Origin of the sequence: Nocardiopsis aegyptia (assembly GCF_013410755.1) — a bacterium.
In the GTDB taxonomy this organism is placed as follows: domain Bacteria; phylum Actinomycetota; class Actinomycetes; order Streptosporangiales; family Streptosporangiaceae; genus Nocardiopsis; species Nocardiopsis aegyptia.
Genome location: NZ_JACCFS010000001.1, coordinates 1,590,355 through 1,610,997, shown reverse-complemented (window position 1 = coordinate 1,610,997; position 20,643 = coordinate 1,590,355). Strand labels below are relative to the sequence as shown.

Sequence of the window (20,643 nt, the reverse complement as noted above, 5' to 3'; positions counted from 1 at the left end):
GCCCTCTGGGGACGCGGGTGGGCCCTGCCCGATTTGGCACGATCTTGGACGCCGCATGGGGCGTGGTGGCCTGCGCTGACGCGGGGCGCAGGGCAGAGTGGACTCCGCCACTCACAGACAGTCGTGGAGGGAGTGCGCATGGCGACGATCGGTCACACTCTGGCCGCCGCACGCATCGCGGCGGGCTACACGGTCGCGGACCTCAGCACCCGTACACGCATCCGGGAACGGGTCCTCAAGGGCATCGAGGCGGAGGACTTCGTCCCCTGCGGAGGGGACTTCTACGCGCGCGGACACATCCGGGGCATCTGCCGGGCCCTGGGCCTGGACCCGGATCCGCTCCTGGCGGAGTACGAACGCGACCACGCGGGCAAGGCCAAGCTCGCCTTCGTCCCGATCCAGCGCCACCCGGCGGCCGCCCCCGAGGCCGCCCGCGCGATCGCCGCGGCGCGGGCGGCGCGAGGATCCGGCGACCACGCCGTGGCCGAGCCGCTGCGGGTCGGCGACGAAGGGGAGGATCCCGCCGACGTGTCCGAGCGCTGGGGCCACTTCGAGCGCCGACGCCGCGTGGAGCGGCCCGTGCGGGGCCGGGTTCCGAAGGCGAGGAAGGGGCAGCGGCAGAAGAAGGCGCAGCGGGAGGGAAAGGCGCAGCGGGAGGGCGAAAGTCCGCGTGGCGCCGTGCCGGCCCCGCGTGTGGGACGGCACAGCGCGGAGGGCCAGGCGCGCGCGGCAACGGCGGGCCACGGAAACGGGACGGGCCACCGGCGCGGGACGGGCGACCGCAACGGCGCCGCGCCCGCGAAGCCGCGACCGCGCCCGGCGGCCCGGACCACCGCCCGCTCGCGCCGACGCCCGGCCGACGCGGTCCGCCGGCACTGGCCGTGGGCGGTCGTGGGCGTCATCCTCGTCCTCGCGGTCTTCGTCGGCGTCCGGGCCTGGAAGGGCTGGGAGGGCGAGATCCCGCTGCGCTCGGCGGTCGAGTCCGGCAGTGTGGTCGGCCCCGTGGAGGAGGGCGGCGCCGCCGCGCGCGACGGCGGCGGCCCCGCGGAGGCCACGGTGGCCGACGTGCCGGAGCTGGAGCCGCCCTTCACGGTCGGGGTCGCCGCCTCGGACCGGACCTGGCTCAAGGTCACCGACGCCGAGGGCGCGGACGTGTTCACCGGGTTCCTGCTGGAGGGCCAGAGCCGGGAGTACGTCGCCGACGACGCCCTCACACTGCGGGTCGGCCACGCGGGGGCGCTCAGGGTGTCCGTCGACGGGCGGGACCTCGGCGCCGCGGGCTCGTCCGGCGCGGTCAGGGAGGTCACCGTCGACGCCGACGGCTTCACCGGGTGAGACGCGGTCGCGTCCGGCCGGGTTCGGGCAGGTGGAGTATCCACGGTAGGGTTGGGGGTCGCGGCAGCGGCCCCCGGCCGGACGCGAGCGCGGCCCGGACCGCGCCGCGCGCCGCACCACTCGAAGCTCTCCCACACGCTTGGAAGCCATGTCATCGCGCCGTACTGTCTCACTCGTCACACTGGGGTGTGCGCGTAACGAGGTCGACTCCGAAGAGCTGGCCGGGCGCCTGGCCGAAGGCGGCTGGGACCTCGTCGACGGCGACGCCAAGGCCGACGTCACCGTCGTCAACACCTGCGGATTCATCGACGCCGCCAAACAGGACTCCATCGAGACGCTCCTGGAGGCGGCCGAGAACGGCGGCAAGGTCGTCGCCGCCGGGTGCATGGCCGAGCGCTACGGTTCCGAACTCGCCGACGCCCTGCCCGAGGCGCAGGTCATCGGCTTCGACGACTACTCGTCCATCACCGACCGGCTCGACGACGTCGTCGCCGGCCGCCGGCTGGTGCCGCACGACCCGCGCGACCGGCGCACGCTGCTGCCCATCAGCCCCGCGGACCGCGACGCCTCCCAGGCGCACGTCCCGGGCCACGCCGCCTTCGCCGACACCGAGGGCGCCGAGGGCACCGTACTGCCCTACCGCGCCGCGGTCCCGCGCCGCCGCCTCACCGGCGGTCCGGTCGCCAACCTCAAGATCGCCTCCGGCTGCGACCGCCGCTGCACCTTCTGTGCCATCCCGACCTTCCGCGGCGCCTACATCTCCCGGCAGCCCGACGAGATCCTGCGCGAGGCCGAGTGGCTGGCCGGGGAGGGCGTGCGCGAGGTGTTCCTCGTCAGCGAGAACTCCACGTCCTACGGCAAGGACCTGGGCGACGTCCGCGCGCTGGAGAAGCTGCTGCCGCGCCTGGCCGCCGTCGAGGGGCTGGAGCGCGTGCGCGTCAGCTACCTCCAGCCCGCCGAGGTGCGCCCCGGGCTCGTGGACGTGCTCACCGGCACCCCCGGCGTCGTGCCCTACTTCGACCTGTCCTTCCAGCACGCCAGCGGCACCCTGCTGCGCCGCATGCGCCGCTTCGGCGACCGCGAGCGCTTCCTGGAGCTGCTGAGCACGGTGCGCGAGCGCGCCCCCGAGGCCGGCGCCCGCTCCAACTTCATCGTGGGCTTCCCCGGTGAGACCGAGGCCGAGTTCGAGGACCTGGTCGCCTTCCTCTCCGAGGCCAGGCTGGACGCGATCGGGGTCTTCGGCTACTCCGACGAGGACAACACCGAGGCCCTCGACCACCCGGGCAAGCTCCCCGCCGAGGTCATCGCCGAGCGCGTCGACCGGCTCAACCGGCTCTCCGAGGAGCTCATGGCCCAGCGCGCCGAGGAGCGGATCGGCAGCGAGGTGACCGTCCTGGTCGAGACCGAGCTGGAGGACGGCGCCTACGAGGGCCGCTCCGGCCACCAGGCGCCCGAGGTGGACGGCAGCACCATCCTCTACGGTGAGAACCTCGCCGTCGGCGACCTGGTGCGCGCCACCGTCATCCAGTCCGCCGGCGCCGACCTGGTCGCCGAACAGGACGAGGCCCAGGCGGACGGGGAAGCCGGAGACAGATGAGCACCCAGGAACCCGCGGCGTCGCCCGCGCCCCAGGCCCCGCTGTGGAACCTCGCCAACGTCCTGACGATGAGCCGCCTGGTCATGGTGCCGCTCTTCGTCTGGTTCATGTTCCTGGACGGCTCCTGGTGGCGCTTCGCCGCGTTCGGGGTCTTCGTGCTGGCCGCGATCACCGACCGCATCGACGGCGAGATCGCGCGTCGCCGCAACCTGGTCACCGACTTCGGCAAGATCGCCGACCCCATCGCCGACAAGGCGCTCACGGGTGCGGCGCTGGTCGTGCTCTCGCTGCAGGGCGACCTGTGGTGGTGGGTGACCATCGCCATCCTGGCCCGTGAGTGGGGCATCACGGCCCTGCGCTTCGCGGTGCTGCGCTACGGCGTCATGCCCGCGAGCCAGGGCGGCAAGCTCAAGACGGTCCTGCAGATCGTCGCGATCAGCATCTACCTCTTCCCGCTGCACCTGCTGCCCTTCACCGTCGTGTTCACCTGGGCCGCCCACCTGGTGATGGCGGCCGCGCTGGCGGTCACGCTGTGGACCGGCATCGTGTACGTGTTCGACGCCGTCCGCCTGGCCCGCTCCCGGGGACCGGCCGAGTCGTGACCGGCGGCGAGGACCTCACGCTGAAGGTCGCCGCGGTGGCCGCGGCGCAGGCGGCCCACGAGTCCCTGCTGGCGCGCGGAGCGACCTGCGCCACAGCGGAGTCGCTCACCGGCGGCCTGATCGGCGCGCACCTGACCGCGGTGCCCGGGTCCTCGGCCACCTACCGCGGCGGCGTGGTGACCTACGCCACGCAGACCAAGGCCGACCTCCTCGGTGTTCCGGAGGACCTGCTGGCCGCCCACGGCGCCGTCCACCCGGACGTGGCCGAGGCCATGGCCTCGGGCGCGCGCCGCCTCCTGGGCGCTGATTTCGCGATCGCCGTGACGGGCGTCGCCGGACCGGAACCGCAGGACGGACAGCCCGTGGGCACCGTCTACGCGGCCGTCGCCGGGCCCTCCGGGAACTCCGCCGTCCGTGCCCTTCGTTTCACCGGTGATCGTGGGGGTATCCGATACGCCACGGTCGAGGGCGCACTCGCGCTGCTGGACTCGGCCGTCCGCGGGAACGCGGTGGGCGACACCCGGTTCTGACTCCGCCGAGGGGTGCCCTCTACCCGTTTCCCGGGAACAAAACCACACCGGGACGCGGTTCCCCCTCCAGCGAACAGGACGACAAGAGGTGCCCGAATCGGGCGTGGGGCAGGTACGGTGTTGTATATGAAGGTCGCTACCGGTGGGAGGGAGCGCGAATGATGGTCCTGCTTCGTCACCTACTTGGTGACGTGCTCAGGCGGCTGCGCCAGCGCCAGGGCCGCACCCTCCGCGAGGTGTCGGCCGATGCACGTGTGTCCCTCGGCTATCTGTCGGAGGTCGAGCGCGGGCAGAAGGAAGCCTCTTCCGAACTGCTCTCGTCGATCTGCGGGGCCCTCGGGGTCCCGCTCTCGCAGGTGCTGAGAGAGGTCTCCGACCAGCTGGCCCTCGCCGAGCTCCAGGAGGCCGCGCTGCTCGGTGACGCGGTCACGTCCGATCCCGTTCCAGCGCAGGACCTCGGCATCGAGCCGGTACCGGATCGCGTTCCCCAGGTCGCCGACATGGTCGGGGTCTGAGGCCCCACCACGTCCGTACGTCAGTTCGCCGTGACCACGTGAAGGAGCCGGCCACCCCTCCGGGTGGCCGGCTCCTTCACGTCCGCGGTGCGAGGGCTGCGGGCGGTCCCGCCCGCCGGAACCCCAGGGGGTTGGACGTGCACGGGCGCGCTTGCCTCGACCCCAGGGGGTCGGTCCGGGCCAGAGCAGGAGGGACTGCGCCGAAGGCGTCCGTTGAGGGCGGTGGCGGGCGACGGTGTGGGCACGGGCGGCGGCCCAAAAAGGCGTAGCGAAGGCCCCGTCTTCCGGGCGCCCGAGCCCTCACCGGTGGGTGTGGTTCACCCAGGCCTCGGGGTCCTCGGCGAGCGCGCGTACGGACTCGGGCAACTCGTTGGTCACCAGGTGCTGGAGGTTGACGCCCTCCAGGATGGAGCGCTCGCTGGCGCGCAGCGCGATCCACACCTGTTGCAGGCTGCGTGCGGCGCCGTCGTAGTCGACGTGTTCGGGTCGTTCGCCGCGAACGTTGGCCAAGGGGCCGTCGACCGCGCGGATGATGTCCGCGAGGGAGATCTCCGCGGCCGGACGGGCCAGCCAGTAGCCGCCCACGGGGCCGCGCTGGCTGCGCACCAGGCCGGCACGGCGCAGTTGGGTGAGGATGTTCTCCAGGAATTTTCCGGGGATGGACTGAGCACGTGCGAGCTGCTCCGCCGTCACCGGCCCTTCGCCGGCGACAGCGAGTTCCGCTGCCGCGCGTAGCGCGTAGTCGACCCGGGCTGAAAGGCGCATGCTGTGATTATGCCGTGTTTTGAAGGGCGAATGGGGCACCGGCCGCCCGCGGGAACGCCGCCGGCCGGGTTGCTGCCCCCTAAGGATACTTCTCCGACCTGCTTTCGGGGACATGGGTGACACCGCGCGGCCGTCCCCCGCCACCGCGGGGGGTCAGGTCCGGGGCGGGGCCGCGGCGCCCACGGTACCGCCGGCGCCCAGCAGTTCGGCGGCGCTGCGCGCGTTGACGTGCGCGGCTCCGTACGTGCTCACGTAGGCGCCGCAGTCGGGCCGCCAGATGGGCAGGCCCATCTCCACGACCACGGCGGCGGGGTGGGCCGCCAGCAGGCGGCTGACGAGCTCCTGGGCCCCGGGGTAGCGGTGCGCGTCGCGCACCACGACGACCAGGTCGCGGCCGGCCGCCTCGGCGGCGAGCCGGTCGGCGCCGGCGGCGTCGGGGGACACCCGCCGCACGTCGGGGAACCAGCCGGACAGGCCCCACGGGACCTCGCCCACGGCCATGCCGGCGGGCGCGTCGACCTCCACGACGAACGGGTCGGCGAGGGCGGGCAGCTCACCGTCCACCCTGGCCGCGCGGCGCGCCCCGGCCAGGCCGATGCCGTCGGTCTCGGCCGCGGCGGTCCTGCGGTCGGCGGTCCCGCGGATCCACGACCGCAGAGCGCTCGTGCGCTCGGCGGCCTCCTCCAGGCGCTCACCGGACAGGCGGCCCTCGCGGACCGCGTCGATCAGGGCCGCGCGGACGCGTTCGATCTGGTCGGCGTAGACGAACCGGCCCAGGCACAGCAGGTCGCAGCCGGCGGCGACCGCGCGCACGCTGGCCTCGGGGATGCCGATGCGCCCGCTGACGCCGTGCATGTCCATGGCGTCGCTCATGACGACGCCGGTGAAGCCCAGCTCGTCGCGGAGCAGACCGTTGAGGATGCTCGGCGTGAGCGTGGCGGGGCCGTCGCCGCCCAGGGCCGGCATCTCGATGTGCGCGGTCAGGATCGTGCGGACGCCGGCCTCGACGGCCGCCCGGAAGGGGGCGAGCTCGCGCCGGTGCAGCAGGTCCAGGTCGGCCTCCACGCGGGGCAGCACGTGGTGGGAGTCCTGTGAGGTCGCGCCGTGGCCGGGGAAGTGCTTGGCGCACGCCACCACCCCGGCCTCCTGCAGGCCGCGTACGGCCGCCGCCGCGTGCCGGGCCACCAGGTCGGCGTCGGCGCCGAAGGAGCGGGTCCCGATGACCGGGTTGTCGTCCGCGACGTTGACGTCCACGGACGGCGCCAGGTCCATGTTGAAGCCCAGGGCCGCCAGCCGGCCGCCGAGCGAGCGGTGGGTCAGGCGGGTCAGGTCGGTGTCGTCGACGGCGCCCAGGGCGGCGTTGCCCGGGTAGTCGCTGCCCTGCGCCTGTCCGATCCTGGTGACGTCGCCGCCCTCCTCGTCCAGGGACACCAGCGGCGTGTCCGCGGCCTCGGCCAGCCGCGCGTTCAACGCGGTCACCTGCTCGGAGCCGTCCAGGTTGTTGTGGAACAGACAGACACCGGCGATGCCGTCCGCCAGACCCTCCAGCAGCCAGCGCGGGGCGTGGTGGGACTCGAAGGGGACCAGCAGCGTGGCGTTGGCCAGGCGCGCCAGGGTCGGGTCGTTCGACATGACGAACTCCGTTCGGTGAGCGTGAGAGTCCACAACAAAGGACCGCGGCCGAAGGCCGTCCGTTGAGGGTGGTGGTGGGCGACGGGTGGGCTGGGCCGGCACGGTGGGGTGGTGCCGACCTGCGGGTGAGGAGCGGGGAGGGGGCTGGTCGGGGCGGGGTCAGCCCTTGACCGCGCCCATGGTCAGACCGGAGACCATGCGGCGCTGGACGAACAGGAAGAAGACCATCACCGGCACGGTCAGCAGGGTGGAGGCGGCCATGATGGATCCCCACTCGATGGACACGGCGCCGAAGTAGTACTGGAGCGAGATCGGCAGCGTGTAGGCGCCCGTGTTGTTCTGCAGGAACGTGAAGGCGACGACGAACTCGTTCCAGCAGGTGATGAAGGCGAAGATGCTCGCGGCGGCGAGTCCGGGCGCGACCAGCGGCATGAGGATGCGCCAGAAGATGGTCCAGCTGCCGGCGCCGTCGATGGCGGCGGCCTCCTCCAGGTCCTTGGGCACGGCGTTGACGAAGTTGCGGACCATCAGGATGGTGATGGGCAGCGACACCGCGACGTAGACCACGAACACGCCGGCGAGGTTGTTCACCAGTTCCATGTCCAGGGTCCGGCCCAGGTGGAAGAAGTTGATGAACAGCGAGATGATCAGCGCCTCGACCGGCACCATCTGGATGACCAGCAGCAGGACGATGAAGACCGAGCGCAGCCGGAACCGGTAGCGCGCGACGCCGACCGCCGCGAGCAGGGACAGCAGCGCCGCGACGGCGACCGCTCCCAGGGTCACGATGAGGCTGTTGGTGAGGAAGGACCAGAACGACGTGCCGGGGATGAGCACCCCGGACAGGACGCGCTCGAAGTGCTCGAAGGTGATCGTGCGCGGCAGCAGCGTGGGCTCGCGGGTGAAGATCTCCCCGGTGGGCCGCAGGGCGGTGGCCAGGACCCAGTAGACCGGGAACACGGCGAAGAGGAGGACGGCGAGGGCCGCGGCGAACAGGCCGACCCTGCCGGCCGTCCTGCGCAGTCGGTGGACGTTGTTCATCGGGTCTCCCCCTGGCGGATCATCACTCGCAGGTAGTACGCGGTGATCGCGAGGACCAGGACGGTCATGATGACGGCGATCGCCGACCCCATGCCGTAGTTCGGCGGGGTCGAGGCGAACCCCAGTTGGTAGATGTAGACGGGCAGCAGGGCCACCTCGCGGTTGGTGACGCCGCCGGCGAGGATGAACAGCTGCGTGAAGATCCGGAAGTCCCAGATCACCTGCAGGATCAGCAGCAGCGCGAACAGCGGCCGCAGCATGGGGGCGGTGACGTTCCAGAAGCTCTTCCAGGCGCCGGCGCCGTCCATGCGGGCGGCCTCGTACAGCTCGCCGGGGATGCTCTTGAGTCCCGCCAGCACGCTGATCGCCACGAAGGGGAACGACTGCCACACGACGGTCACGATGAGGATCGGGAAGAGCGTGCTCGGGGAGTTGAACCAGTTGAACTCCTCCCACCCCGATCCCACGAGCCAGTCCGGCAGTCCCGACATGATCGTGTTGAACAGGCCGTACCGGGTGTCGAAGAGCCACCGGTAGACGATCGCGGCGCTGATGACCGGTGTGGCCCAGGCCAGCATCAGGCCGAGGCCCAGAATGGTGGAGGCCCAGTTGGGGAGCTTGTTGAGCAGGATGCCCACGAGGGTCCCGAGGACCATCGTCACGACCACCATGGCCAGGCAGACGCCGATGGTGTTCCGGAAGATCTCCCAGAAGCGGGCGTCGGTCAGGACCGCGGTGTAGTGGGCGAAGCCGTTCCACTCCGCTTCCTGGCCCTGGAGCTGGCGCAGTCCGTAGTCGTGCAGCGACATCCACACCATCTGCACGATCGGCCAGAGCAGGACCACTGCGAGGGCCGTGAGGGCCGGGAGGATGAGGAGGTAGGGCGCGAGCGCTCGGCGTCGCGGTACCAGCTTCGAGCGGATGCGCGGCCGCGGCCCCTGCGGATCGTCAGGAGTGGTGGCGCGTTCCAGCGTTTGTGTCATGGCTGTTCTCACCTGGCGGTTGGACGGGGCGGCCGTCGGACCGACGGCCGCCCCTGGCCGTGCGCGGGAGCGCACGGCCGTGGCTGCTCCGTTGCTACTCGGTGGGGCGGTTGAGCGCCTCGGTGAGCTCGTCGTTCAGCTCGGGGAGCACGTCGTCGGCGGACTCGCCCTCGGCCATGCGCTGCACGGCGGTCTGGACCGTGGTCAGCTCCCACTGGACGTGGCCCCAGTTGGGGGTGTCCGGGAACAGGCGCAGGTCACCGGTGGCCTGGGTGGCGGCGCCGGACAGGACGGGGTCGTTCTGGAAGGTCTCGCTCTCCAGCACGTCGCCGTAGGTCGGGAACATCGAGGAGACCTCGTTGTAGGGAAGCGCGTTCTCCTTGCTGTTCAGCGTGGTGATGTAGTCGAACGCGGCCTCGGGGTGCTCCGAGGTGCCCCACACGGCCAGGTCGGAGCCGCCGCCGAAGGCGGGCGCCATGCCGTCCACGCCGGGGATCGGCGCGGTGGCCCACTGGTCGGCGTGCTCGTCGTTCAGGTCCTCCAGCTGGGCGCGGGCCCAGGGGCCGTCGATGAACATCCCCAGGTCGCGGTTGACGAAGTCGGCGTGCGCGCAGTCGACCTCGTTCAGGCCGACGCAGGCTTCCGGGGACACCCCGTCGACGGTCAGGTCCGCGTAGAACTGCAGGGCCTCGGTGGTCTCGGGGGAGTCCAGCTGACCGGTCCACTCCTCGCCCTCGAGGGTGGCGAACTCGCCGCCGTTGGCCCAGACGAAGCTGGCGATGCCGTTGATGAAGTCGGTCGGTGCGGCGAAACCGGGGACGCCGTACTCGTCCTCGATGTCGGCGGAGACCTCCAGGAGGTCGTCCCAGGTCTCCGGCGGCTCGTGGCCGAGCTCGCGGAGCCAGTCGGCGTTGTACCAGAGGGCGCGGACGCCGCTGTACCAGGGAACGCTGTACTGGGCGTCGCCGAAGGTGCCGTTGGCGTAGGCGCCCTCCAGGATGTCCTCGCGGTCCTCCCAGCCCTCGGCCAGTTCGGCGACGTCGTAGAGCGCGCCGGCGTCGGCCCAGGTGGGAACCTGGTCGTTGCCGATCTCGACGACGTCGGGGCCGCCGCTGACCATCGCGGTCTGGAACCGTTGGGAGAACTCGCCCCAGGGGACCCACTGAACGTCGACCTCGGTGTCGGGGTAGAGCTCCTGGTACTGCTCGGTGACCGAGTCCATGAAGGCGTTCTGGTCCTCGGTGGCGTCACCCATCCGCCACACGGTGAGGGTCTCGGGGGCTTCGGCGGAGCCGCCCCCGTCTCCCTCGTCGGAACCGCCGCCACAGGCGGCGGCGAGCATGACCACGGCCGAGGCCGCGGCGATCTTGGTGAACTTCATGGTGTACCTGTCTCCCTTCGCACGGCGCGCTGGGGCTCGACGCCTGTGCTCGACGCGGCCTGGGATCATAGGTGATCCGACCGCTTCGACGACTGTGTGGGAACTGTGCTGGGATCGCACGTTGACCGCCCCGCCGGCGCGGGTACCGAGGGGTCCGTGTCCGCCAGAGACTCGGACCTTCCGGGACGTGACCTCCTGTGAGGTTGTGAGCTAAATTAACAGGAAACTTTCCTAATAAAAACAGGGTGAGGTGTCACGGTTATGTCTCAACGTCCGGGTACGCCCCGGCTGCTACGCCAGCTCAACGACCGCGCGGCACTGGAACTGCTGCTGTCCGCCGGTCCGCTGACCCGGACGCAGTTGGGAACGAGAACAGGACTGTCCAAGGTGACCGCCTCCCAGCTCCTGGCCCGGCTGGAGGAGCGCGACCTGGTCCGCGTGGTCGGCAGCAAGGCCGGCGGCCGCGGACCCAACGCCGCGCTCTACGCGGTGGTGCCAGAAAGCGCTTACGTCGCGGCACTGGACGTCAGCGCGAGCCGCGTGACGGCGACGATCGCCGACATCACCGGCCGCGTCATCAGCGAGGTGAGCGTCGACCCCAGCGCCTCGGACGATCCCGTCGCCCTCGTGCACACCGCCGTGATGCGCCTGGCGGAGAAGGCGGGGGTCCCCCTCGACCGGGTCCGCGCCTGCGTCATAGGCACACCCGGCGTGGTCGATCCGCGCACCGGCGACATCCGTTTCTCCTTCGACCTCATGTCCTGGCACGAGGGGGTGCTGGAGGCCCTGAGGGCCGACCTCAAGCGGTCGGTGGTGATCGAGAACGACGTGAACCTGGCCGCACTGGCCGAGCACGCCGAGGGCGCCGCCTCCGGGGTGGCCGAGTTCGTCCTGATCTGGCTCAGCGCGGCGGGCGGCGTCGGCATGTCCACGATGATCGACGGCCGCATCCACCGGGGCCGCTCGGGCGGCGCGGGCGAGATCGGCTACCTGCCGGTCCCGGGCGCGCCGATGCCCAGCGACATCGGGCTGTCCGGGGGCTACGAGTCGCTCAGGGACCACTCCGAGGACCTGCCGCACGGGTTCCAGGCCCTGGTCAAGGCCAACCAGGTGGTCCGGCTGGCGGCCGAGCACGGCATCACCGGTGAGGACGTGGTGGACGTCGTCAGCGCCGCCTCGGCGGCCGGGACACCCGACGCGGACGCCTTCCTCGACGCCTTCGCCGAGCGCCTCGCGCGCGGAGTGGCCGCCGTCAGCGTCGTCATCGACCCAGGGCTGGTCGTGCTCGGCGGCGACGTGGCCAGGGCGGGCGGCGCCAAGCTGGCCGAGCGCGTGGAGGCGGCGACCGCCCGGATCGGACCCAACGCCACGGAGGTCGCGCTCGGCACGGTCGAGGGCAGTCCCGTGGTCAGGGGAGCACTGCTGCACGCGCTCGAACGCGCGCGCGAGGAGGTGTTCTCGTCCACGGTGTGAAGGCGCCCGGGCCAGGACGGGGACGCGGCGTCAGGCGACGGGCTCGAAGGACGTGATCTCCAGGCGCGTCGACACCTCGCTCTCGTGCGCGCCGAGCGCCAGGGCCCGGACCGGGGGTCAGGCGCCGCCGGCCAGGTCGGCGATCCCGAAGTCGGTGAGCACCGGCCGCGTACCGCCCTCGGTCAGCATGATGTCGGGGTCAGGCCGGTTCCTTCGCCATCACGATCCGGGGCAGGACGCGGATATCGGCCTCCGCCTCCCACAGGCGGGCCAGCTCCGGCCCCCATCGCTCGCGGGGCAGGGGAGCGAAGCCGCGGGCGGTGTACCAGGGGCCGTTCCACGGCAGATCGCGGAACGTGGTGAGCGTGATCGTCCCGTGGCCCGCCGCCGCGGCCTCGGCGCAGACGGCGGCCAGCAGGGCGGAACCGACGCCCCGGCGTCCGTGGTCGGGGTCGACCGCGATCTGTTCGAGGTGGGGGTGCCCGTCGACCACGACGGTCGCCGCCAGGCCGCACGGCCGACCGTCGGGCCCGGTCGCGACCAGGACGCGGTCGGCGTGCGCCAGCAGGGGGCGGGGGTCGTCCGGGGGCAACTCCACTCCTGCGTCGGCGAACACCGTGTCCGCCGCCAGTGACACCCGGACCAGGTCCGGCTCGTCCTTCGCCCGCATCGGTCGGATCTCCACCGCCAGGCCCTCTCCCGTCGTCGCTTCAGGGACCATCGTGGCCCGGGGGCGGCGAACCCGCCACCGGATTGCGTACCCGTCAGTCGCGCAGGCGCAGGCCCTGGGGCGTGACGTGGAACCCGGCGGACACCAGGGCTGTGTCCAGAGGGGTCCCGAACACCTCGGCTCCGTCGGCCCGTTCGACGGCCACCGGACCGAGACCGCGCTCGCGCACGGTCGACGCCATGGACCGGGCGGCGCGGTCCAGGAGCACCGGGTCCGTCCCGAAGGTCACCGCTGAGCGCCCGCCCAGGTGCAGGTACAGCGTGGGCGCGCCGTCGTCGAGGACCACCAGCGCGTGCCCGACCCGGGCCGGGCGCCCCGCGCCCTCGCGTCCGGTCGCCGGCCACGGCAGGGTCTGCCCGTAGGGCTGGGCCGGATCGGTGGCGGCGAGCACCAGGCACCCGTCCCCCTCGTCACCCGACGTCCCGGGAGTGCTCCCGGACACCGCGCGCAACCGGTCCACCGCGCCGGGCAGCGCGAACTGGGCGCCGCCCAGCCCCTCCACGAAGTAGCCGCGGCGGACCTGCCCCGACTCCTCCATCGACCGCAGCACCTGGTACTCCTCCCGGGAGATCCCCCGGCCCTGCGACCCGTAGGTCACCAGGCCCTGCTCGTCCAGCTTGGCCTGCGCACGCGCGAGCGCGCGCCGTGTCGGGTCGGTCTCGCGCTCGGGAAGCGCCGACCACCGGCCCGCGGCCGTGGGCGGCCCCGACCGCGACGGCATCACCGGCCGCCCCCGGCGCCCGGCGCGCGCGGGCGAGCGCCGGCGCACCGACCCCGAGCCGAGCAGGGCCCGCAGCGGGGCCAGGGAGTCGTTGGTCACGTGCCCGGCCCACAGCAGGTCCCACAGCGCCTCCACCAGCGCGGCGTCGGAGACCACCGACTCCAGCACCCGCGAGACGCGGTCGGACAGGTCCCGGAAGAACAGGCCGCCGCCCGCCGACAGCGCCTCCAGGACGGCGGCGGCGACCGGTTCGGCGTCCGCGGCCACGGGAACGGGGTCCGGTAGCAGCAGGGCGGCCTCGTCGGCGGGCACCAGCGTCAACCACCCGTCGTCCCCCGGAAGTGTCCCCAGCCCCGCCCACATCACCTCGCCCGCCTGGGTCAGCGCGTCCAGCGCCACCGGCGCGTACCCCTCCACGCGGGCAGGCAGCACGTTCGCTTCCAGGTCCGACGCGGCGATCGGCGCGCCCCGCACCGCTTCCACCGCCGCGAAGACGGCGTCCGGCCCGCGCAGCCGCCCACCGGGGACCGCGTGCTGCCACTGGGGGACGAACCGGGCCAGTGCCGACGGCGGCACCGGTTCGACCTCGCGGCGCAGCCGGGCGATCGAGCCCCGCCGCAGCCGCCGCAGCACCTCGGCGTCGCACCACTCCGTCCCGCCGGTGTGCCGCTTCGCGGGGGAGTGGCCACCCTCAACGGACGCCTGCGGCGCGGTGCCCGCCCGTCGCCCACCACCGTCCGGATGCCGCTCCGCGGGGGAGTGGCCACCCTCAACGGACGCCTGCGGCGCAGTGCTCATCTCCCTCGGGCGGAACGCGCCGCGGACCACCCGGCCCGACTCCGCCAGTTCCCGCAGCACCCCCAGGACCACGTCCTCGGGCATGCCCAGCCGCTCGGCCGCCTCCGACGCCTCGAACGGGCCGTGCGTGCGCGCGTACCGCGACACCAGGTCGCGCAGCGGCGCGACCACCGGCTCCAGCAGAGCCGCAGGCACACCCGGGGGCGGGACCGTGCCGACCGCGTCGCGCAGCCGGGCCGCGTCCTCCACCGCGTACCAGCGCTCGGCCCCCGCCACCGGACCGCGCAGGACGCGGCCCGCCTCCGCCAGGTCGTCGAGCCATTCCGGGCGCACGCCGCGCTCGGCCGCCTCCTCCGTGGTCAGCGGACCGACCTCGCGCAGGAGGTCGGCGGCGGCCTCCGCGTCCCGGACCGGGGCGGCGATCCGCTGGAGGAGGGCGTCGGTGTGCTCCACCACCTCCGGGTCGAGCAGGTCCCGCAGGTCCACCGCGCCCAGCAGGTCGGCCAGCAGGGAGGAGTCGAGCGTGAGCGCCTGCGCGCGCGACTCGGCGGCCGGGGCGTCCCCCTCGTACAGGAAGGCCGCCGTGTACTCCATCAGCAGGGACTGCGCGAACGGCGAGGCCCGCTCGGTGCGCACCTCGACCACGCGGACCCGGCGGGCCCGGATGTCGGTGAGGACCTCCACCAGGGCGGGAACGTCGAACACGTCGCGCAGGCACTCGCGCACGGTCTCCAGGACGATGGGGAAGGACCCGTACCGGCCCGCGACCGACAACAGGTGCGCCGAGCGCAGCCGCTGCTGCCACAGCGGCATCCGCTTGTCCGGGCGCTGGCGCGGCAGGAGCAGGGCACGGGCCGCGCACTCGCGGAACCGGGCGGCGAACAGCGCGGACCCCGTCAGCTCCTGGGTGACCAGGTCCTCCACGGAGCCGGGATCGAGGGAGACCAGGTCGGTGAGCTCCCGGGCGAGGACGGCGGCGTCGTGCTCGATGTCGGGCAGCCGGACCACGATGCCGTCGTCGCCGTGCACGACCTGGGCGTCGACGCCGAAGCGCTCGCGCAGCCGGCCGCCCAGGGCCAGGGCCCACGGGGCGTGCACCCGCGCGCCGAGCGGCGAGTGCAGCACCACGCGCCAGTCGCCGACCTGGTCGCGGAAGTGCTCCAGCACCACCGTGCGGTCGTCGGGCGCCTGCCCGGTGGCCTCGCGCTGCTCGGTCACGTAGGCCACGAGGTTGTCGGCCGCCCAGGGGTCCAGCCCGGCGGCGCGGGCGCGCTCGACGCCGTCGTCGGGTTCGGCGGCGGCCAGTTCCCTGGTCAGAGCGCCCACGGCCCGGCCCAGCTCGGCCGGGCGGCCCATGGAGTCCGCCTTCCAGAACGGCATGCGGCCGGGTCGGCCGGGGGCGGGGGAGACCAGGACGCGGTCGGCGGTGATCGCGTCGATCCGCCACGAGGTCGAGCCGAGGACGAAGACGTCGCCCACCCGCGACTCGTAGACCATCTCCTCGTCGAGCTCGCCGACCCGGGTGGGCGCCCGCCCGGAGGCGGGAGGTCCGGACAGGTGCACCGAGTACAGGCCGCGGTCGGGGATGGTGCCGCCGCTGATCACCGCGAGCCGCTGCGCGCCGGGCCGGGCGCGCAGGACGTCGGCCTCGCGGTCCCACACCACCCGGGGGCGCAGTTCCGCGAACTCGTCGGAGGGGTAGCGGCCCGAGAGCATGTCCAGGACCGACTCCAGGACGGAGTCGGCCAGGCGGGCGAAGGGCGCGGCCCGGCGGACGAGCGCCGCGAGCTCGGCCACCGGCCAGTCGTCCATGGCGACCATCGCCACGATCTGCTGGGCCAGGACGTCGAGCGGGTCGCGCGGCATCTCCAGGCGTTCGATGGCCCCCTCGCGCATCCGCTCCACGACCACGGTCGCCGCCAGCAGGTCCCCGCGGAACTGGGGGAAGAACACCCCGCGCGAGGTCTCCCCGACCTGGTGCCCGGCCCGCCCCACGCGCTGGAGGCCGCTGGCGACGGAGGGCGGGGCCGCCACCTGTACGACCATGTCGACGGCGCCCATGTCCACCCCCAGCTCCAGGCTGGACGTGGCGACGACGCACCGCAGGCGGCCCGCCTTGAGGTCGTCCTCGATGAGCGCGCGCTCGGCCTTGGAGACCGATCCGTGGTGGGCCCGGGCGATGACGGGGTCGCCGCCGCTGCTCTGCCCGGACTGTCCGATGACGTCGGCGGCGTGCTCCTCCGGCGGCAGGCCGGCGCCGTGGAGCTCGGCGTGCAGGTCGTTGAGCCTCGCGCAGAGCTTCTCCGCCGTGCGGCGGCCGTTGGTGAACACGATCGTGGAGCGGTGGGCCTCGACCAGGTCCAGCACCCGCCGTTCGACGTGCGGCCAGATCGACCCCCGCGAGAGCGGCCCGGCCCCGCCGTCACCGGTGCCGCCGGTCCCGGAGGCGGTGGGGCCGGACCCGCCGGGACCGGGCTCCTCCATGTCGGGGACGGGCACGACCACGCTCAGGTCCATGTGCGGGGTGTCGTGCGGGGCGACCACCGAGGCGCCGCCGAGGAACTCCGCGACCAGGTCCGGCGGGCGGACCGTGGCGGACAGGCCGATGCGCTGGGCCGGCCGGTCCAGGAGGTCCTCCAGCCGCTCCAGGCTCAGGGCGAGGTGGGCGCCGCGCTTCGTGCCCGCCAGGGCGTGCACCTCGTCCACGATCACCGTCTCCACACCGGCCAGGCTCTCGCGTGCCCTGGAGGTCAGGACCAGGAAGAGGGACTCGGGGGTGGTGATGAGGATGTCCGGCGGGCGGGTGGCCAGGCGCCGCCGCTCGGCGGCCGGGGTGTCGCCGGTGCGCACGCCGACGGTCACCGGGGACAGGGGGAGGCCCTGGTCCCGCGCGGCCGCGGAGATCCCGGCCAGCGGGGCGCGCAGGTTGCGCTCGATGTCGACGGCCAGGGCCTTGAGGGGGGAGACGTAGACGACACGGCAGCGGCCGTCCCCGGGAGTCCGGGTGAGCCGGTCCAGAGACCACAGGAACGCGGAGAGCGTCTTTCCGGACCCCGTCGGCGCGACCACCAGGGTGTTGCGGCCCTGGGAGATCGCGTCCCATGCCTGGGCCTGGGCGGGTGTGGGGCCCGCGGGGAAGGCCTGGTCGAACCAGGTCCGGGTCGCGGGGCCGAAGCGTTCGCCGATCATGCGGACAGTGTGCCCGCCGAGGCCGACGAATTCCGCCAGGAGCGACCGTGCGCGTCGGTCGGATCACCGATACTGGGGCCGATGAGACTCTCGAATTTCTGGCACAACATGCACGAACAGTTCGGCGAGGCCTACGCCGAGAGCCTGGCCAAGGACTACGTCATCGAGGGGCTCGGCTCGCGCACGGTGCAGCAGGCCCTCGCCGACGGGGTGGGGGCCAAGCAGGTGTGGAGGGCGGTGTGCGAGGCGTTCGACCTTCCCGTGTCGACTCGGTGAGGCGACGGATGGGGTCTTCCCACGTCGACTCGGTGAGGCGGCAGGTGATCGAACACAAGTTCGGGTAGTGTGGGTTGTCCACAGGCGTTCGTCCGGCATCGCGTTTGTCGTAGCGACGGCGTAGCGTCGTGCGCATCATGAAGAAGAAGGCATCCACCCAACAACAGGGGTACCCCGTGGCATCTGGTGACCGAGACAAGGCTCTCGAAACAGCTCTCGCACAGATCGAGCGGCAGTTCGGCAAGGGTTCCATCATGCGGTTGGGCGACGACGACCGCCCGCCCATCGAGTCGATCCCGACCGGCGCGATCGCGCTGGACGTCGCGCTCGGCATCGGCGGTATCCCGCGCGGCCGCATCGTGGAGATCTACGGACCGGAGTCCTCCGGTAAGACGACCGTCGCGCTGCACGCCGTGGCCAGTGCCCAGAAGATGGGCGGCATCGCCGCGTTCGTGGACGCCGAGCACGCGCTCGACCCCGTCTACGCCAAGAAGATCGGCGTCGACACCGACGACCTCCTGCTCTCGCAGCCCGACACCGGCGAGCAGGCGCTGGAGATCGTCGACATGCTGATCCGCTCCGGCGCGGTCTCCATCATCGTCATCGACTCCGTGGCGGCCCTCGTGCCGCGCGCGGAGATCGAGGGTGAGATGGGCGACAGCCACGTCGGCCTGCAGGCCCGCCTGATGTCCCAGGCGCTGCGCAAGATCGCCGGTGCGCTGCACCAGACCGGCACCACGGCGATCTTCATCAACCAGCTGCGGGAGAAGGTCGGCGTCATGTTCGGCTCGCCCGAGACGACGACCGGCGGCAAGGCGCTCAAGTTCTACTCCTCGGTGCGCCTGGACGTGCGCCGGATCGAGACGCTCAAGGACGGCACCGACGCGGTCGGCAACCGCACCCGCGTCAAGGTCGTCAAGAACAAGGTGGCCCCGCCCTTCAAGCAGGCCGAGTTCGACATCCTCTACGGCGTGGGCGTCTCGCGCGAGGGCAGCCTGATCGACCTGGGCGTGGAGCACGGCATCGTCCGCAAGTCCGGCGCCTGGTACACCTACGACGGCACCCAGCTCGGCCAGGGCAAGGAGAACTCGCGCAACTTCATGCGGGAGAACGTCGACCTGGCCAACGAGATCGAGAAGAAGATCAAGGAGAAGCTGGGCATCACGGTCAAGGGCGACGACAGCGCCTCCGGCCCCGGCGAGCAGGCCAAACCCGCGGCCGACGCGGCGGCCAAGGAGCCCGCGAAGGCGGCCACCAAGCGTGCGGCGGCGGCCAAGACCACCAAGGCACCCACCACGCCGGATGCGTGAGCCGGGGGAGCGCACGGAGGATCCCGAGGCCAAGGCGAGAGCCCTGTGCCTGCGGATGCTCACGCATTCCCCGCGCACCCGGGCCCAGTTGGAACGGGCCCTGCACCGCCGCGAGATCCCGGACGAGGTCGTGCGGTCGGTGCTGGGCTCGTTCGACGAGGTGGGCCTGATCGACGACGAGGCCTTCGCCCGGGCCTGGGTGAGCTCCCGGCACCACGGCCGGCGGCTGTCCCGGAGCGCGCTGGCCCGCGAGCTGCGCACCCGGGGCGTCGAGGAGGACACCGTGCGCGAGGCCGTCGCGCAACTGTCGGACGAGGACGAGGCCGAGGCCGCCCGCGACCTCGCCCGACGCCGCCTCGCCACGACGAGGGGCAAGGACAAGGAGGTCCGGATCCGGCGTGCCCTGGGCGTTCTCGCCCGTAAGGGCTACTCCTCGGGCCTGGCCTACCGCGTGGTCCGGGAGGAGCTCGAACGCGAGGGCGTCGAGGCGGAGCTGTACGACCCGGACCTCTAGGGCGTGTACGGCGGATACTCGCCCCGCCGCGCGGTGCCCCGACGGCACTTGCGCCGCGTTCCCATCAGGTGACAGGGAAGACGCTCCGGGCCCCGGGGCTGCGGAGGCCGCGGGCGGCTCTCAGCCGGTGTGCAGGGTCCGGAAGCGCTCGGGGCGCGCCGGGTCCCGGTCGACGACGCGGACCGGCGCCCAGGCCCACTGCCACACGCTGATGCCCGGGACGCGGGAGAACCGGATCCGCCCGCGCGTGCCGTCGACCTCCACGCGCGGCCACGCCCCGGCGACGGCCGCCCGGTCGGTGCCGTGCGAACGCAGTACCTCGGCGAGGACGGCGACGGTGTCCCAGCCCTCGAAGGCGACGAAGGAGGGCTCCTCGCCCAGGCATTCGGTGAGTTCCCCGCCGACGCGCGCACCGGGCGGGCCGAGCTCGTCGGGCAGGTAGCGCAGGAACGGGATCCCGGTGCCGTCCCCGCCCAGGGCCGCGGTCCACGCGGCGAACTCCGGTTGTCCGGCCGGAGCCCCGATGAGGACGTCCGCGAGCCGCCGGTCGCGCCGCACGGCCCTGACGATCGGCACCGCCGGCTCCGGTTGGCCGACCAGTAGGAGGAGCGCGGTGGCGCCGTGGTCGGCGAGCGCGTCGCACAGGGCCTCGGGGGTGAGCGCGGAGGCGTCGAGTTCGACGACGCTGCCGCCGTGGGGGAGGAGACGCTCCCGGAGGATCCGGGCCCCGGACTCCCAGTAGAGGCTCGGCTGGGTCGCGACCGCGATCCGGCTCCGACCCGTGCCGAGGAGGAAGTCCGCGTAGACCCGCCAGCCGTGGGACTGTGCCGGGGGCAGTCGGGCGACCCACTCCGTCGGCTCCCCGGTGAGGTCGTCGAGCACGGCGGACGAGCAGAGGTACGGCACGCCGAGGGCGTCGGCACGAGCGGCCACGGCGCGGGCGACGACGCTGTGGTACTCGCCCACCACGGCCGCCACGTCCAGGTCGGCCAGTTCGCCCACGGCCGCCGCGGCCCGCTCCGGGTCGGCCGCGGTGTCCCGGACCACCAGCTCCAGCGGTCTGCCGCCGATCCCGCCGGTGCCGTTGACCTCGCGCACGGCCAGGTCGAGCCCCGCGAGCAGGTGTCGGCCGGCCTCGACCCAGCCGGGCCGGGTCAGCGGGGCGAGAGCGCCCAGGCGGACGGGCGACCCCTGCGGGTGCTCGTGCCCCGACGGCGATGGCGTGTTCATCGGCTGTGGCCTCCCGGTCGA

17 protein-coding genes are annotated in these 20,643 nt (G+C 73.0%); 9 read left to right on the top strand and 8 right to left on the bottom strand.

Annotated features, from left to right (window positions below; translation table 11 throughout):
* The first annotated feature begins 138 nt into the window (after positions 1-138).
* The 5 genes from HNR10_RS07310 (at position 139) to HNR10_RS07290 (ending at position 4,579) form a co-directional block, all read left to right on the top strand.
* Positions 139-1,335, top strand: coding sequence for a helix-turn-helix domain-containing protein (locus tag HNR10_RS07310; RefSeq protein ID WP_179821874.1), 1,197 nt, complete (start codon positions 139-141; stop codon positions 1,333-1,335).
* Positions 1,336-1,483: 148 nt separating this feature from the next.
* Entirely contained in the window at positions 1,484-2,932 is a 1,449-nt protein-coding gene (gene rimO, locus HNR10_RS07305) for a 30S ribosomal protein S12 methylthiotransferase RimO (RefSeq protein WP_179821872.1), read from the top strand.
* On the top strand, positions 2,929-3,534 hold the full coding sequence (gene pgsA, locus HNR10_RS07300; RefSeq protein ID WP_179821870.1) for a CDP-diacylglycerol--glycerol-3-phosphate 3-phosphatidyltransferase: 606 nt from the start codon (positions 2,929-2,931) through the stop codon (positions 3,532-3,534). Before rimO ends, pgsA begins: the two co-directional genes overlap by 4 nt.
* Positions 3,531-4,064, top strand: a complete 534-nt coding sequence (locus tag HNR10_RS07295) for a CinA family protein (protein ID WP_179821868.1) — start codon at positions 3,531-3,533, stop codon at positions 4,062-4,064. The genes pgsA and HNR10_RS07295 overlap by 4 nt, the downstream gene beginning before the upstream one ends.
* Before the next feature lie 158 nt (positions 4,065-4,222).
* Positions 4,223-4,579 (top strand): helix-turn-helix domain-containing protein, encoded by a 357-nt coding sequence (locus HNR10_RS07290; RefSeq protein ID WP_121186729.1) that lies wholly within the window; start codon positions 4,223-4,225, stop codon positions 4,577-4,579.
* Between the two features lie 300 nt (positions 4,580-4,879).
* Here the strand turns inward: HNR10_RS07290 and HNR10_RS07285 are convergent, their stop codons facing one another.
* The 5 genes from HNR10_RS07285 to HNR10_RS07265 form a co-directional block, all read right to left on the bottom strand.
* Entirely contained in the window at positions 4,880-5,344 is a 465-nt protein-coding gene (locus HNR10_RS07285; RefSeq protein WP_121186727.1) for an RrF2 family transcriptional regulator, read from the bottom strand.
* Positions 5,345-5,497: 153 nt separating this feature from the next.
* Entirely contained in the window at positions 5,498-6,976 is a 1,479-nt protein-coding gene (locus HNR10_RS07280; protein WP_179821867.1) for a glycoside hydrolase family 3 protein, read from the bottom strand.
* A 159-nt stretch (positions 6,977-7,135) separates the two neighbouring features.
* Complete coding sequence (locus tag HNR10_RS07275; protein WP_179821865.1) at positions 7,136-8,017, bottom strand: carbohydrate ABC transporter permease; 882 nt, start codon at positions 8,015-8,017, stop codon at positions 7,136-7,138.
* Positions 8,014-9,000, bottom strand: a complete 987-nt coding sequence (locus HNR10_RS07270; protein ID WP_179821863.1) for a carbohydrate ABC transporter permease — start codon at positions 8,998-9,000, stop codon at positions 8,014-8,016. Before HNR10_RS07270 ends, HNR10_RS07275 begins: the two co-directional genes overlap by 4 nt.
* Before the next feature lie 94 nt (positions 9,001-9,094).
* Complete coding sequence (locus HNR10_RS07265; protein WP_179821861.1) at positions 9,095-10,381, bottom strand: extracellular solute-binding protein; 1,287 nt, start codon at positions 10,379-10,381, stop codon at positions 9,095-9,097.
* 261 nt (positions 10,382-10,642) lie between these two features.
* Here HNR10_RS07265 and HNR10_RS07260 point away from each other — a divergent pair, with 261 nt between their 5' ends.
* On the top strand, positions 10,643-11,854 hold the full coding sequence (locus HNR10_RS07260) for an ROK family transcriptional regulator (protein ID WP_179821858.1): 1,212 nt from the start codon (positions 10,643-10,645) through the stop codon (positions 11,852-11,854).
* A gap of 199 nt (positions 11,855-12,053) precedes the next feature.
* Here the strand turns inward: HNR10_RS07260 and HNR10_RS07255 are convergent, their stop codons facing one another.
* Together HNR10_RS07255 and HNR10_RS07250 are read right to left on the bottom strand one after the other, a co-directional pair.
* Positions 12,054-12,524 carry a GNAT family N-acetyltransferase gene (locus tag HNR10_RS07255; RefSeq protein WP_179821856.1) on the bottom strand — a complete coding sequence of 157 codons (471 nt, stop codon included), beginning with the start codon at positions 12,522-12,524 and terminating at the stop codon, positions 12,054-12,056.
* A 94-nt stretch (positions 12,525-12,618) separates the two neighbouring features.
* Positions 12,619-17,292 (bottom strand): ATP-dependent helicase, encoded by a 4,674-nt coding sequence (locus tag HNR10_RS07250; protein WP_179821854.1) that lies wholly within the window; start codon positions 17,290-17,292, stop codon positions 12,619-12,621.
* Positions 17,293-17,373: 81 nt separating this feature from the next.
* Between HNR10_RS07250 and HNR10_RS07245 the strand changes: the two genes are divergently transcribed.
* The 3 genes from HNR10_RS07245 to recX all read left to right on the top strand — a co-directional run bounded on the left by HNR10_RS07245 (position 17,374) and on the right by recX (position 19,392).
* Positions 17,374-17,568, top strand: a complete 195-nt coding sequence (locus HNR10_RS07245; protein WP_179821853.1) for a DUF3046 domain-containing protein — start codon at positions 17,374-17,376, stop codon at positions 17,566-17,568.
* Between the two features lie 176 nt (positions 17,569-17,744).
* A complete protein-coding gene (gene recA, locus HNR10_RS07240) occupies positions 17,745-18,878 on the top strand; it encodes a recombinase RecA (protein WP_179829589.1) in 1,134 nt (377 codons plus the stop codon).
* Complete coding sequence (recX, locus tag HNR10_RS07235) at positions 18,871-19,392, top strand: recombination regulator RecX (RefSeq protein ID WP_179821851.1); 522 nt, start codon at positions 18,871-18,873, stop codon at positions 19,390-19,392. The genes recA and recX overlap by 8 nt, the downstream gene beginning before the upstream one ends.
* 120 nt (positions 19,393-19,512) lie before the next feature.
* Here recX and HNR10_RS07230 read toward each other — a convergent pair whose 3' ends face one another.
* Positions 19,513-20,622: an ABC transporter substrate-binding protein gene (locus HNR10_RS07230; RefSeq protein WP_179821849.1), complete on the bottom strand. Its 1,110-nt coding sequence runs from the start codon at positions 20,620-20,622 to the stop codon at positions 19,513-19,515.
* Positions 20,623-20,643: the final 21 nt, after the last annotated feature.